This is a genomic window from Azospirillum rugosum (genome assembly GCF_017876155.1).
GTDB lineage: Bacteria > Pseudomonadota > Alphaproteobacteria > Azospirillales > Azospirillaceae > Azospirillum > Azospirillum rugosum.
On sequence record NZ_JAGINP010000004.1, the window covers coordinates 94,844 to 108,552 of the forward strand.

Sequence of the window (13,709 nt, forward strand, 5' to 3'; positions counted from 1 at the left end):
GTCCAACGACCATGTCCCTCTTCGGCGCCCTCGGGAGCGCGACGGCCGGTCTGCGCTCCGTCCAGTCCCAGGTCAAGCTGGTCTCGGACAACATCGCCCGGGCCGACGACCCCAACCGCACCCGGCACACGCTGTCCAACGTGCTGGACAGCGCCGGCTTCGTCATGTCGACGCAGTACCGGCGCGAGGTGGACACGGCCATGCGCGCCCAGGTCCAGGACCTGACCGCCCAGGAAGGCACCTCGACGACGAAGTCGGCCTACATGCAGAAGCTGGGCGACCTGCTGCGGACGACCGACGGGAAGCCGCTCCTGAACCAGTACGCCGCCGACTTCCAGGCCGCCTGGAAGACGCTGGAGACGTCGCCGGAAAGCGAGACCGCCCAGTACCAGCTGATCCAGGCCGCCAATACCTTCTCGCGCGAGATCGTGCGCGTGTCGCAGGGGGTGGAGGATCTGGACCACGAGATGAAGGGCGACATGACCACGTCGCTGGACAAGGTCAACAGCCTGCTGAAGGACATCAACACCATCAACAACAACATCGTGTCGCTGCAGGGCTACGGCTCCGCCGCGAACGAAGTCGCCGACAAGCGCGACGGGTTGATCAAGGAGCTGAGCACCTACATCGGCATCCGCACGGTGGAGCGGCCGGACGGCCGCGTCGCCGTCTTCACGCCGTCGGGCCTGGCGCTGGTCGACAGCGACGCGGCAAATCTTTCCTATGACGGCGGCAACATCAACCTGACGGTCGGCAATCAACGCACCACCGTCAACCAGCACATCCGCGAGGGCAAGCTGGCCGCGCTGATGGACATGCGCGCCGACGGTTCGGCCGCCAGCCCGCCCAAGCCGGCCAGCAGCGACCCGACCAGCGAGGTGATCCGCAAGCTGCGCTCGCAGCTGGACACCTACGCCGCGATGTTCACCGACCAAACCCAGCCCGGCCAGCCGACCAGCTTCCGCGATGCCTACGACAACGCCAAGCCGGTGGCGCCGGGCGAGGAGCCGACGAAGTTCTTCATGGGCAAGGACCGCTTCACCCTGGCGGTGAACGACAAGCTGCTGAGCGGCGAGACGAAGATCAAGGCCGCCGCCATCAAGGACGTGGTCGCCGCGGTGAACGCCACCGGCCGCAAGTTCAGCGCCGACGGGCTGGAGCTGGACGACGCGTCCTACACCACCATGGCCAGCAACATCACCGGCAGCTGGATGACCGCGGCCAAGACGGTGAAGGACCGCAGCGACTTCGCCACCAGCGCCCGGCAGACCCTGGACGAGCGCTACCACGGCGCCACGGGCGTGAACATCGACGAGGAGATCGCGAACCTCCAGCAGCTCCAGACCTCCTACGCCGCGTCGGCACGGGTCATGCAAGTGGCCAACTCGATGTTTGATGCGCTGGAGGCGGTCATCCGATGAGCTCGGTCACGCAACTTGGCAGCTACGCCAAATATCTGGGGCTGGTCCGCAACCTGACCGCCGGCCAGAAGCAAATCGACGACCTGTCCACGCAGCTGACGACGGGCAAGAAGTCGATCGACCTGAACGCCTACGGGGCCGAGACGCAGAAGCTTCTCGACCTCCGGGCGGAGATGGCCAAGCGCGACAACTACGTCCAGAACATCGACACCGCGTCCCCGCGCCTGAAGGCGACGGACACGGTGCTGAACACGCTGGAGAAGATGGCGTCGGACTGGCAGAGCAACAACCTGATGCCCTTCCAGCCGGGTCCGCCCAGCGTCACCTCGGCCTTCAACGCCAACCCCGACGGTATGAAGGTGACGGTGAACACGGACAAGTCCAGCTTCACCCAGAACGCCCGCTACACGGTGTCCGCGGTGCCCTCCAAGACCGGGGAGAACGGCACCTTCGACGTGACCGTGACCGACGGGCTGGGCGGCACGACGACGCGCGCCATCAACCTGAAGACCGTGCCGCCCAACGACGGCGGCGGCTACAACTTCAAGATCAGCGGCGGGCCGGGCGGCGGCGCGGTCGTGAACCTGAATTTCGAGCAGCTGGCCTCGGCCTCCACCAGCAACTTCACGGTGACCTGGCCGCAGGCCAACGACACGCGCGAACGCGTCGAAGGCGCGATGCGCGACATGCAGCAGCTGCTGAACGAGCGGTTCGGCGACCGCTTCCTGTTCGGCGGCGCGCGCTACGACAAGGAACCGGTCGGCGACCTGCTGGCCGCGCCGCAGAAGACCAAGGTCACGCTGAACGGGGCCATCGTCAACACCGACGACTATTTCGAGGTGACGATCGACGGCAAGCCCTTCAGCTATCAGGTCCAGGCGGGCGACCCGAAGTCGCTGAGCTTCGTCGCGGGCACGCTGAACAGCATGATCCGCTCGGCCGACCCGAAGCTGCCCTTGACCGCCATGGCCTCGTCGGACGGCGTGATCACGCTGGTCGGCGACGAGCCGGGGCAGACCTTCGACGTGCAGGCGCGGGTCGTGAACGCCATGACCGTGGACAACTCGATCAGCGCGCCGACGACCACCCAGCAGGCCACCCTGCCGGCCCCGGCCGGCACGGGCGCGAAGCAGATCGACAGCTTCACCCTGACCGGCCAGAAGGTCGACATCGGCGACACCTACGAGTTCTCGGTCGAGGTCGGCGACCCCGGCGACCCGTACAACCTCAAATACTATCAGCAGTATCCGAACGAGCCGAAGGACCTGCCGCCCTACCAGAAATACACCGTCAGCTACACGGTGTCGGAGCAGGACTACAACGGCGGCGTCACCGACGTGTCGAAGGTCGCCGACCAGCTCCGCCTGCAGTTCGCGAAGCTGAACCCGCAGCCGCCGGTGGCGATCGACGCGGTGGGCAGCGGGTCCAGCATCGCGCTGACCAGCAACACCACCATGGACCCGAACCACCCCTCGCGCGTCCAGCAGTTCGCGACGTCCGCGCGGGCCATCAACGGCTCCATCGACAACACCGCGCAGGTGTCGACCCTGCCGCCGGAATCCGACTCCATCACCGACCTGCCCTACGTCGATCCGCCGAACCTGCCCTTCTACGACAGCGAGGCGCTGACCAGGAAAGAGAACATCAAGGCCTCGCAGAAGCCGGCGGTGACCATCGACGACGGGCAGTTGATCACCTACGGCGTGACCAGCACCGACCGGGCCATCCAGAAGCTGGTTACCGCCTTCCGCATGGCGCGCGTCGCGGCGTCCAACCCCGGCCAGTACGAGCAGTACATCGCCAAGTCGCGCGAACTGATGTCGCAGGCGAAGGACGAGGTGCGCTCGGTCCACGCGAAGGTCGCTTCCGACATGGCGACGCTGGACCAGAAGAAGACCGAGCACAAGGACGCCATCGCCACCGTGACCCAGCGCATCGCCGGCATCGAGGGCATCGACGAGACGGAGGTCGCCGCCCGCCTGAAATCCTCCATGAACACCCTGGAAGCCGCCTACACCGTCGCCGGCCAGACCCAGAAGCTGTCGCTGCTGAATTATTTGGCGTAGGGGGTGTTGGGGGGTGGGGGAGTGGCCGCGTCGGGCCCCCACCCTAGCCCTCCCCCATCTTCGACGGGGGAGGGGACTGCCGCCACTCCGCGAAAAACTCCTCCCCCCGCGAAGTGGGGGGAGGTTGGGAGGGGGGCCCAACGCAACAACTCCCCAACACCCCCCAACCACCCGCCCAAAACGAAACCGGCGCCTTCTCTCGAAGGCGCCGGCTTTTGTTTGTGCCATCCTCAGATGGAGATGCTCAGCGACTGGCGCTGCGCCGGGGGGCCGTCGGGGGCCGGGGCCGGCGGGACCATGGGCGGGCGGCCCGGGGCGGCGGCCTGCGGCCTCGGTGCCGCCGGCTGGCCGGGCTGCGCCGGGACCTCGGCGTTTTCGGCGCGCATGGTCAGGCCGCTGGCGACGGAGCGGTTGATGGCGACCAGCGTTTCCAGCTTCGTCCCGTCCAGGTCGATCAGGCGGGCCGTCGTCTCGCGGTCCACCAGCAGCGACAGGGCCGCGATGTTGGTGCGCACCTCCGGCGGGTGGCCGCAGTCTTCCTCGGTCATGGCCGCCTGGAAGATGGTCCACAGGCGCTGGTTCAGTTGCAGCGCCGCGCGCAGGGCTTCCGCGTTGTCCGGGTTGCGGCCGGCGTCGATCAGGCGGCGCGCCGCCTCCGCCAGGGCCCACGCCTCCACGTCGCGCGGGTTGTCCGAGGTCGGTTTGTTTGCGTATGTCGGTGTCGGCTTCATTCCAAACCCTCGGGGCAGCCCGTCGGACAAATGTCTGTTCGCTCAGGTGCGAGTGACCGCGATTGTCCGGGATCCTCCGGGTTTTGTCAACTTAAGGGACCTGTCCGAAACCTTTAGCGAGCCTTTGTCACGACCTGTTCGAGACGGCGCGGCGCCTGCCCGATCAAGTCCTTCGCCGCCTGTTCCACCACCGCGACGGCGATGCCGTCCATCAGGCCGCTGGCCTGCGGGTCGGCCTTCTGCCGGGCCAGCAGTTCCGCCCGCGGGACGGTGCTGACCACGGTCCGCGCGCGCTGGCCCCAGGGGCCATAGGTCTCCGGGAAGCCCGGGCCGAACAGGCCCAGCGTCGGCGTGCCGGCCGCCGCCGCGATGTGCATGAGGCCGCTGTCGTTCCCGACATAGAGCGCTGCCCGGCGGATGCAGGCCGCCGCGGTCAGCGGGTCCGTGCGCCCGGTCAGGTCGATCGCCCGCGCGCCCAGCGCGTCGAGCAGCGGCCGGGCGCGCTCGCGCTCCGGCCCGGCGGCCAGGACGGCGACGCGCGCGCCTTCCAGCGGCCCGCCCGCGGCGGTGATCCGCTCCGCCAGTTCGGCGAAGCGGGGTGCGGGCCATTCCTTGCCGGTCCAGTTCGCCGTCGGCCCGATGGCCAGGAACGGGCCAAACCCAGCCGACTCCCCCGCCGGCAGCAGGCGGTCGGCCTCCGCGTCCGCCGCGGCGTCGATCCACAGCCGCGGGTCGGGCGGCGGCGACAGCCCCAGCACCCGGCCGATCTCCTGCACCTTGTGCAGTTCCGGGGCGCGGGCGTGGAAGACGCGCCGTTTCGCCGGGACCAGACGCCCGACCGCCGAGTTGCGCAGGTCGACCACGAGATCCCAGCGGATCCGCACGCACTCCAGCCAGAGGTCGATCCAGTGGCGCGCGAAGGAGCGCTTGGGCATGGCGATCAGCCGCTCCAGCCCCGGCACGGCGCGGAACAGTGGGGCGGGCAGCGGCCCGCAGGCGACCGTCAGGCGGGCGCCCGGATGGCGGTCCACCAGATGGGCGAGCAGGCCGGTGGAGAGGACCGCGTCGCCCAGGCGGTTGGAGGTGATGAAGAGGATGCGCACGTCCGGTTCCCGCCCCTACCGCGCCGCCGGCGCCCCGGCGCCGGGCGCCGGGCGGCCATCTCGGCCCAGGTTGCGGCCCAGAACCCAGGCGGCCGGCAGCAGCACCAGGACCGGCAGGACGTAGAGCAGCGGGACCAGCACGTTCGCCTTGGCAGCCAAGCTGCTGAGGCCCAGCACGGCCGACTGGATGGCCATGACGGTCAGCACAGCGGCCGTGACGCGCCGGGTCTGGCCGCGCCGGTTGAACTCGCCCGACAGGAGCGCCGCCAGCGACACCATGGTGTAGGCCAGCGCCAGCAGCGGCGAGGACAGGCGGTGGTGCAGCTCCGCCGTCAGGTCGCGCAGCACCTTGTCGTTGCCGGCCAGCTGCGGCGGCGGGTTCAGCAGCTCGTCGGTCGACCGCTCGCGCGCGTCGGGCCAGCGCTCCCCGCCGGAGCTGGTCAGCACCTTCAGGTCGACCGCGTAGCGTTCGAAGAACAACTGCGACAGGCGGTTGGTCTTGCGGTCCAGCTCCTGCCGGTTGCCGTTGAAGACGACGAAGCGCGCGCCGTCCGACCCGGTCAGCATGACCGCGCGCTCACCGATGATGGTGACCGGCTTCTCCGGCATACGCCCGTCGTGGATGACCACGTTGTGCATGTTGCCGTCGCTGTCGCGCTCGCGCAGGAAGACGTTGAAGCGGTCCCCCACCTCGTTGAACACGCCCTCGCGCAGGAACAGCTGCGAATAGTCGCTGCGCACGGCGTATTCCATGCGCACCAGCTCCTGGTGGGCGGCCGGCGTGATCCACAGGTTCAGCACATAGACGATCACCATGACGCCGAAGGCCAGCACCAGCGCCGGCTGGGCCAGCGCGAAGGGGCCGATGCCCGCCGCGCGCATGACGTTCAGCTCGCTGTCGGAGGACAGGCGGTTGTAAGTGAACAGGATGGCCCCGACCAGCGCCAACGGCAGCACGATGCCGAGGAAGGTCGGCACCGTCAGCACCAGCAGCCAGAGGAACATCCGCATCGGCGCGCCGGCTTCCACGACCATCTCGATCAGGCGCAGGGACTGGCTCAGCCAGATCGTCAGCGTCAGCCCGGCGGTGGAATACAGGGTGGCGATCAGGAGGTTGCGGAACAGATACCGTTGCAGTCGATTCATGAGGTGCATCGCGGGAAGCCCGGCGTGAAGCTGACGAGGTAAAGCGTCCGGGTCAAGTGTTGTTGTCGGGAGACGTCGGTACCGCGGCGTTTGGCAGCCCTTCAATCCCGCCTTCGTTTGCTCTAGACAGTCCGTCATGGCGACGATCAAGGACGTGCTGGCCGATGCGCTGGCCCACCACCGGTCCGGCCGGCTGGCGCAGGCCGCCGCCGGCTACGAGGCCGTCCTGGGCACGGTGCCCGACCATCCCGACGCGCTCCACCTCCTGGGCGTCGCCTATCTCCAGGCCGGCCACCCGCGGGAGGCGGAGGCGCGCATCCGCGCGGCCATCCGCGCCGACCAGGGTGTTGATGGCCAGGGCGTCGCCGACTATCACGACAACCTGGGCAGCGCGTTGCGGGCGCTCGGCCGGGCGGAGGAGGCCGTCGCCGCCCACCGCGAGGCGATCCGCCTGCGGCCCGGCTTCGCCCAGGCCTTCTACAACCTCGGCAACGCGCTGGAGGCGCTCGGCCGGCTGGGGGAGGCGGCGGACGCCTACGCCCAGGCGGCGGCGCTGCGGCCGGACTACGCGCGGGCGCGCTTCAACCTGGGCAACGCGCTGGCGGCGCTCGGCCGCGCCGGAGAGGCGGCGGACGCCTACCGCGCGGCGCTGCGCGACGATCCGGGATTCGTGGAGGCCTGGGCCAACCTGGGCGCGCTGATGTTGCAACGCGGGGAAGCCGCGGGGGCGGCGGGGGTGCTGCGCCGGGCGCTGGCCCTGCGCCCCGACCACGCCACGGCGCTGGCCAACCTGTCGGCGGCGTTCCTGGCAAGCGGCCCGGCGGAGGCGGCGGAGCCGGCCGCGCGGCGCGCCATGGTGGTGCGGCCGGACTTTGCCGAGGCGGCGCTGCGCCACGGCGACGCGCTGCAGCGCCGGCACCGGCTGGCCGAGGCCGGACGGACCTACGAACGGGCGGTGGCGCTGCGCCCGGACCTGGCCGAGGCCTGGGCCAACCTCGCGCTGGTGCGGCAGACCCAAGGCCTGCTCGATCCGGCGGAGGCCGGCTACCGCCGCGCCCTGGCCCTGCGCCCGGATTTGGCGGAGGTGCGCTCCAACCTCGCCTATCTGGAGCTGTTCCGACCGGGGGTGACGCTGGCCCGCGTGCTGGAGGCGCACCGCGCCTGGGACGCCGTGCACGGGGCGCCGCTGCGCGCCGCCTGGACGCCGCATCCACCTGACAACGAGGATCGCCCTCTGGTCGTCGGGATCCTGTCCGGCGATTTCCGGCGCCACCCCGCCGGGCAGTTCGCCATCCGCGCCGTGGAGGCGCTGCCCGCCCAGGGCGTGCGCCTGTTCCTCTACGCCAACCAGACGGAGGAGGACGATCTGACCGCCCGCTTCCGCGCCGCGGCGGAGCGCTGGCTGCCCGTGAGCGGCCTGACCGACGCCGAGCTGGCGGCGCGCATCCGCGCCGACGGCGTGGACGCGCTGATCGACCTGGCCGGGCACAACGCGCGGGGGCGGCTGGGCGTCTTCGCGCGGAAGCCGGCGCCGGTGCAGGTGGCGTGGTCGGGCTACATGGCGACGACCGGGCTCGCCGCCATGGACGCGCTGGTCGCCGACGACCACCACGTGCCGGAGGGGGCGGAGCGCTTCTACACCGAGCGGATCCTGCGCATGCCCGGCGCCTTCATCGCCTACGACCCGCCAGCCGACGCGCCGGAGCCCGCGCCGCCGCCCTGCCTGGAGGGCCGGCCGGTCACCTTCGGCGCCTTCAACATCCTGACCAAGCTGACCGACGCGGTGCTGGCGACCTGGGCCGCCGTGCTGGACCGCGTGCCGGACTCCCGCCTGCTGCTGAAGACCAAGGCGCTGTCCTGCCCGGAGACGGCGGCGCTGTGGCGCGGCCGGCTGGCCGCGGCGGGGATCGCGTCGGACCGGCTGACCCTGGTCGGCGCCACCAACAGCCTGGAGCACATGGCCTGGTGCGCCCAGGTGGACGTGGCGCTGGACCCCTTCCCCTTCGCCGGCAGCACGACGACGCTGGAAACGCTGTGGATGGGCGTGCCGGTCATCACCCTGCCGGGCGAGACCTTCTCCAGCCGCCACTCGCTGGCCTTCCTGGCCGCCGCCGGAGTCGAGGGCTGCGTCGCCCGCGACCCGGACCATTACGTGGAGATCGCCGCCGGCTGGGCCGCCGACCCGGCGCGTCTGGCCGCGCTGCGCGCCCGGCTGCGTGGACAAATGGCCGCAAGCAGCCTGTGCGACGGCGGCCGGCTCGCCGCCCGGCTGGCCCAATCGCTGCGCGATCTCCGGCACGGCCGGCCGTAGTCACGTCCATTCGTTTGTGTACTAACTACAGGCGCGCCGCGGCGGCGTTCCTGCGATTTATGTTGTCTCTGAACAATATATCAGTCACACATTCTTGACGATTTCCAATCTATAGTCGAAACCACAGAGCCGGACGCAAGGGGGTGCTGGATGCTGAACATCGCGGCCATCCGCCGGGCGATTGAGGATGTGGAAATCGCGGCTTCCACGACGGCGGCGGATCGATTCGACGGAAGCCCGCCGCTCCGCGGCACGCTCGCGCGGCTCTACGGCGTCTACGCCCAGCGCGTGCTGGAACTGCACGGCATTTCCGTCGACCTGGAGGAGCTGTGCACCCAGTGCTGCCGGCAATGCCCGGACGGCCGCTGCGTCCGTGACGAGGCCGCGGGCTGACACAGCCTTACTTTTCGCCGATGAACCGCACCCACGGGAAATCCAGCACGTCGAAGGCGCGCACGCGCGGCCCCTCGCCCCGCCGCTCCAGCGCGTCGAGCACGCAGGCGGGTGCGGCCTGGTCGAGCATCCAGTAGCCCCGCCCCCGCCGCAGGAACCACGCGATGTAGGCGGCCGTGCGCTCCAGATAGGCGCGGCCGTGCGGGGTCGGCTGGAACCAGGCGAAGCAGACGGTGATGTCCCGAGTCGGCCCCCGCCCGCGCCCGTCGCGCAGCAGCCCGACGTCGAAGCCGGCCATCGCCTCCTCCAGCGCGCCGAGCCCGCCGGCCCCCGTGCATTCGGTGAGCGTGCATTCGGTGAGCGTGCAGTCCGCGTCCACATGGGCCAGCGGCCGTCCCAGCCGGCCCAGCAGCTGGTGCCAGCGCAGGAAGCGGATGCAGGCGTAATAGGTGATGCGGCGGTGATCGTCCCAGCCCGTGAAGTCCACCCGCTCCCGGCTGGCGCCGAGCGGCAGGCGGGCGCGCCAGGCGGCGAGATCGGCCTCCGTCTCCGGCGAGGGATTGATGACGTGCACGTGCACCGCCGGCCCATGGGGCACCGCCGCCGACTCCAGCAACGCCCCGGCGAAGCGGCGGTAATAGCCGTCGTCGCAGGACAGGGCGAGAATCGGCCGATCTCCCTCCCCTGGCCCTGCCGGCGCGTCGAACAGCACCTCCAGCGGCGCGAAGGCGGACAGCTGCTCGTCGGCCGGCGGAATCCCGTCGAGGAACCCGCGCTCCGCCCGGACCATGGACCAGAGCCGCAGCTCGAAGTCCTCCGCCAGCTCCGCCGGGGTAAAGCGGCGGGAAAAGCGCGCCATGAAGCGCGCAGCGAGGTCCAGCCGGCCCCGCCGGTGCAGGCGGTAGGCGACCAGCGCCGCCGCCCGCGAATCGCGCGGGTTGCGCCGCAGCGCCGCCAGGGCCGCGCGCGCCGCCCGCTCCAGCAGCGCATCGTCCGCCCGGCCGGCCTGGAGGAGCGCCAGCGCCGCGCCGACCAGCGCGTCCCCCGCCGCGGCGTGGCGCGGATCCGCCGCGAGCGCGTGGCCAAGCGTCCGCACCGCGCGCGCGATTCGCGCATCGTCGAGGCGGCTGTGGTGGGTCACGGTGCGGTCCAGCCCGGCCTCCGCCAGGGCGCTGACCGCGGCGTTGTGCAGGGCGTCGGCCTGCGCCGGGGCCAGCGCGGCCGCCTGCCGGCGCAGCCGGGCAGCGGCGTCAGGCCGGCCGAGGGTGGCCAGCGCGTTGGCGCGGTTGATGCGCGCCTCCACGTCCTCCGGGCGCAGGGCCAGCGCCTCGGCGAAGGCCTGCGCCGCCTCCCCCGCCCGGCCGAGCGCCAGCAGCGCGGTGCCCAGGTTGTTCCAGGCCTCCGGGAAGCGGGCGTGCCGCGCCAGCGCCTGCCGGTAGCGCCCCACGGCCCCCGCCGCGTCGCCGTCGGCCAGCAGCAGGTTGCCCAGGTTGTAGGCCGCCTGGACCTGCCCGGGGTCGAGCGCCAGGGCGCGGCCGAGGGCGCGCACCGCCCCCGCGCTGTCCCCGACGGCGCGCAGCGCCAGCCCGAGGTTGCCGGCGACGTCGCCGTCGTCCGGCCGGAGCGCCACGGCGCGGCGCAGCAGCAGCACGGCCCGCCGCGGAAGCCCCCGCTGGCTTTCCAGCACGCCCAGCAGGTGCAGCGCGTCGGGGTGGCCCGGGATGGCTTGGAGGATGCTAAGATACAGCGGCCGGGCCTCGTCGAGCCGGCCGGCCTGATGGTGGCCGACCGCGGCGGCCAGGGCATCCCGAACTGTGACCATGCCGCCTGTCTACACGCGCTTCGGACCCAAGTCCATGCGACCTGAGTCCATGCAACGGGACGCGCTGCGACACACAGGACCGCCGAAGGAGGTTCCATGGCCGATCGGCCGCTCGTCAGCATCATCACGCCCAGCTGGGGGCGGGAGGCGTTCCTGCCGCTGTGCCACGCCCGCGTGCAGGCGCAAACCTGGCCGGAGGTGGAATGGCTGGTCTTCGACGACAGCCCGCGGCCGAACGCCTACCTCCAGCCCCTGGCCGGCCCGCGCCTGAAGTATTTCTACTCGCCCAGCCGCTACGCCATCGGCGAGAAGCGCAACATCCTGGCGGAGCACGCGCGCGGCGCCATCATCGTCCATTTCGACGACGACGACTTCTACGCCCCGACCTATGTGGAGCGGATGGTCGAACGGCTGGAGCAGGGCTGCGACGCCGTGAAGCTGTCGGGCTGGTTCCTATACAGCGCGGTGCACGGCGCCTTCGGCTATTGGGACACGGCGCGCGGCGGGTCGCACCACCGCTGGGGCCGCAACGCCCGCACCTACGTCGACGCGCCGGACAGCCCGGCGTCCGACGACAACCGCATGGGCTACGGCTTCTCCTACGCCTACCGCCGGGCGGTGTGGGAGGCGGTGCGCTTTCCCGCCGTGAACGCCTGCGAGGACGCCCCCTTCATGACCGCGGCGCGGGAGCGTTTCCGCGTCCAGGACTTCCCGGACGCCGAGGGGCTGTGCCTGCACACCCTGCACGCGCGCAGCACCAGCCTGTGCCTGCCCCAGTACGAGCTGCCCCCGGCCTTGCTGGACCGCCTGTTCGGGCCGGAGGTGCAGCCCTACACCCAGGCCGCCGCCGGCTGAGCATCCTCATCCGGTCCGGCGCGGCGGTCATCCGGTCCGGCGCGGCGGTCATCCGGTCCGGCGCGGCCGGCGGTCGGGACCGAAGCGCCCGCCCTGGTCGCAGGCCAGGATGCAGGCCTGGATCTCCTCCGGCCGCACGGGCTTGCGCAGGTACCCAACCCGTTCCGCCCGGGCGCGCCGGTACAGCTCGGTGGAGACGTCGCCGGTGATCAGCCAGGCCGGCACGTCCGCCTCCAGATCGGCGCGCAGGCGCTTGATCGCCTCCAGCCCGTTGCCGCCCGGCCCCAGCCGGTAATTCGCGATGATGACGTCGGGGCGGGTGGGCGCGCTCCGGACCAGGGCGACAGCCTCGTTCACGCTGTTGGCGGACAGCACGGTGCAGCCGAACTCCTCCAGGAACAGGCGCACCGCCAACGCCACCATCGGGTCGTCCTCGACGACCACCGCCAGGCAGGTCGGCGCGTCCGGCTGGCGTCCGGCCTCGACGACGACCGGCCGCGCCGGCGGCCCGGCCAGGTTGGACGCGGGCGGCATGGCTCCGGGCAACTGGGGGGACGGCTGGGTGGGCAGCAGGATGGAGAAGCGCGACCCCCGGCCGGGGGTGGAGGACACCTCCACCGGCACCTCCATCAGGTTGGCGGCCCGCTGCACGATGGCGAGCCCGAGCCCATAACCGTGGTCGCCCTCATGCCTTCCGTCGCCGCGGTAGGATTCGCGGAAGATCAGGGCCTTCTGCTCCGGCGCGATGCCGACGCCGGTGTCGATGACGTCGATCCGCAGCCGCTGCCCGACGCGGCGGCAGCCGATCAGCAGCCCGCCCCGGTCGGTGTAGCGGATCGCGTTCGCGATGAAGTTGCGCAGGATGCGCTCCAGCAGGATGGGATCGCCGTAGACCGCGCTCCCGCAGGGCACGGTCCGGAAGGACAGCCCCTTGTCCCGCGCCATGATCTCGAACTCGTCGCGCAGCCGGTCCAGCAACTCGTCCACCGGGATGGGAATCGCCTGGACCGACCGCTTCCCCGATTCCAGCTGCGAGAGGTCGAGCAGCGATTCGAACAACCCGGTGAGCGCCGCGAGCGTTTCGTTCGCCTTGTCGAGCACGGGGCGCAGCCCCGGGTCGGCCACGCGGCGGTTCATCACCTCCAGGAACAGGCGAAGCGCCATCATGGGCTGGCGCAGGTCGTGGCTCGCCATCGCCAGGAAGCGCGACTTGGCCACGCTGGCCTGCTCCGCCGTTTCGGCGGCGGCGCGCGCCCGCTCCTGCTCCGCCGCGGCAAGCACGAGGTCGGTCGCGTCGGCGTGCCGGACGATCGCCCGCGCGCGGCCGGGGCCGTCCACCGCCGAGGCCTGAAGCTGGAACCAGCGCTGCCGGGTCGGCGCGTGGCAGGGGTAGGTCACGAGGTGGTAGGATTTCCGCCCCGCCAGCACGGCGCGGATTCCCGCGGCGGCCTCCGCCGCCAGGGTGTCGCCCGCGGCGGCGGCACCGTCGCACGCGGCCAGATAGTTCTGCCCGACCGCCGCGTCGGCCATCTCCAGACGGCTGTCGCGGGCGAAGGCGCGCCAGGCCGCGTTGACCTGGATGATCGTGCCGTCGCCGCCCAGGATGGCGATGCTGTCCTGGAACACGTCGAGCAGTTGGACGGCCTGCCGTTCCCGCGCAAGCCCAAGGAATGCTTCCAGCCGTGATGCAAACCGTCGGCGCAGACTCATGGCGAGTCCATCGTTTTGTGTACTTAGGAATACTCAGGTATGCGAACGAAGACTGTCACCGGCTGCCTTTGACCGCAAGCAACCTTACGGAGACGCGAGTCCGTCTTTTGGAAGGGGCCCGTAGGGGCGCATCACCCAACCTGAGGTGGTG

The 13,709-nt window shown here is 71.2% G+C and carries 10 protein-coding genes; 5 read left to right on the plus strand and 5 right to left on the minus strand.

Annotation, left to right across the window (positions count from 1 at the left end; genetic code table 11):
* Positions 1-11: 11 nt before the first annotated feature.
* Both flgK and J2851_RS06895 read left to right on the plus strand, forming a co-directional pair.
* Entirely contained in the window at positions 12-1,421 is a 1,410-nt protein-coding gene (gene flgK, locus J2851_RS06890; RefSeq protein WP_209765193.1) for a flagellar hook-associated protein FlgK, read from the plus strand.
* The gene (locus J2851_RS06895; protein WP_209765195.1) at positions 1,418-3,487 is read left to right on the plus strand and encodes a hypothetical protein; all 2,070 of its coding nucleotides are present in this window, start codon (positions 1,418-1,420) and stop codon (positions 3,485-3,487) included. Before flgK ends, J2851_RS06895 begins: the two co-directional genes overlap by 4 nt.
* A gap of 230 nt (positions 3,488-3,717) precedes the next feature.
* On the opposite strand, the gene J2851_RS06900 is transcribed toward J2851_RS06895, so the two are convergent.
* The 3 genes from J2851_RS06900 to lptF all read right to left on the minus strand — a co-directional run bounded on the left by J2851_RS06900 (position 3,718) and on the right by lptF (position 6,467).
* Positions 3,718-4,218, minus strand: a complete 501-nt coding sequence (locus J2851_RS06900; RefSeq protein WP_209765197.1) for a flagellar biosynthesis regulator FlaF — start codon at positions 4,216-4,218, stop codon at positions 3,718-3,720.
* 113 nt (positions 4,219-4,331) lie between these two features.
* Positions 4,332-5,321: a glycosyltransferase family 9 protein gene (locus J2851_RS06905; protein ID WP_209765199.1), complete on the minus strand. Its 990-nt coding sequence runs from the start codon at positions 5,319-5,321 to the stop codon at positions 4,332-4,334.
* A gap of 15 nt (positions 5,322-5,336) precedes the next feature.
* Entirely contained in the window at positions 5,337-6,467 is a 1,131-nt protein-coding gene (gene lptF / locus J2851_RS06910; RefSeq protein WP_209765201.1) for an LPS export ABC transporter permease LptF, read from the minus strand.
* 136 nt (positions 6,468-6,603) lie between these two features.
* Here lptF and J2851_RS06915 point away from each other — a divergent pair, with 136 nt between their 5' ends.
* Together J2851_RS06915 and J2851_RS06920 are read left to right on the plus strand one after the other, a co-directional pair.
* The gene (locus tag J2851_RS06915) at positions 6,604-8,778 is read left to right on the plus strand and encodes a tetratricopeptide repeat protein (protein WP_209765203.1); all 2,175 of its coding nucleotides are present in this window, start codon (positions 6,604-6,606) and stop codon (positions 8,776-8,778) included.
* A 150-nt stretch (positions 8,779-8,928) separates the two neighbouring features.
* A complete protein-coding gene (locus tag J2851_RS06920; protein WP_209765204.1) occupies positions 8,929-9,171 on the plus strand; it encodes a hypothetical protein in 243 nt (80 codons plus the stop codon).
* A gap of 7 nt (positions 9,172-9,178) precedes the next feature.
* Here J2851_RS06920 and J2851_RS06925 read toward each other — a convergent pair whose 3' ends face one another.
* Positions 9,179-10,993 (minus strand): tetratricopeptide repeat protein, encoded by a 1,815-nt coding sequence (locus tag J2851_RS06925; protein WP_209765205.1) that lies wholly within the window; start codon positions 10,991-10,993, stop codon positions 9,179-9,181.
* 96 nt (positions 10,994-11,089) lie between these two features.
* Here J2851_RS06925 and J2851_RS06930 point away from each other — a divergent pair, with 96 nt between their 5' ends.
* Positions 11,090-11,848: a glycosyltransferase family 2 protein gene (locus tag J2851_RS06930; RefSeq protein WP_209765206.1), complete on the plus strand. Its 759-nt coding sequence runs from the start codon at positions 11,090-11,092 to the stop codon at positions 11,846-11,848.
* 48 nt (positions 11,849-11,896) lie between these two features.
* Here J2851_RS06930 and J2851_RS06935 read toward each other — a convergent pair whose 3' ends face one another.
* Complete coding sequence (locus J2851_RS06935) at positions 11,897-13,558, minus strand: ATP-binding response regulator (RefSeq protein WP_209765207.1); 1,662 nt, start codon at positions 13,556-13,558, stop codon at positions 11,897-11,899.
* Between the last annotated feature and the right edge of the window lie 151 nt (positions 13,559-13,709).

Coding starts and splice junctions, on each gene's coding strand:
- J2851_RS06900 (WP_209765197.1), bottom strand. CDS start 4,218: ATGAAGCCGACACCGACATACGCAAACAAACCGACCTCGGACAACCCG.
- lptF (WP_209765201.1), bottom strand. CDS start 6,467: ATGAATCGACTGCAACGGTATCTGTTCCGCAACCTCCTGATCGCCACC.
- J2851_RS06920 (WP_209765204.1), top strand. CDS start 8,929: ATGCTGAACATCGCGGCCATCCGCCGGGCGATTGAGGATGTGGAAATC.
- J2851_RS06935 (WP_209765207.1), bottom strand. CDS start 13,558: ATGAGTCTGCGCCGACGGTTTGCATCACGGCTGGAAGCATTCCTTGGG.
- J2851_RS06915 (WP_209765203.1), top strand. CDS start 6,604: ATGGCGACGATCAAGGACGTGCTGGCCGATGCGCTGGCCCACCACCGG.
- flgK (WP_209765193.1), top strand. CDS start 12: ATGTCCCTCTTCGGCGCCCTCGGGAGCGCGACGGCCGGTCTGCGCTCC.
- J2851_RS06895 (WP_209765195.1), top strand. CDS start 1,418: ATGAGCTCGGTCACGCAACTTGGCAGCTACGCCAAATATCTGGGGCTG.
- J2851_RS06925 (WP_209765205.1), bottom strand. CDS start 10,993: ATGGTCACAGTTCGGGATGCCCTGGCCGCCGCGGTCGGCCACCATCAG.
- J2851_RS06930 (WP_209765206.1), top strand. CDS start 11,090: ATGGCCGATCGGCCGCTCGTCAGCATCATCACGCCCAGCTGGGGGCGG.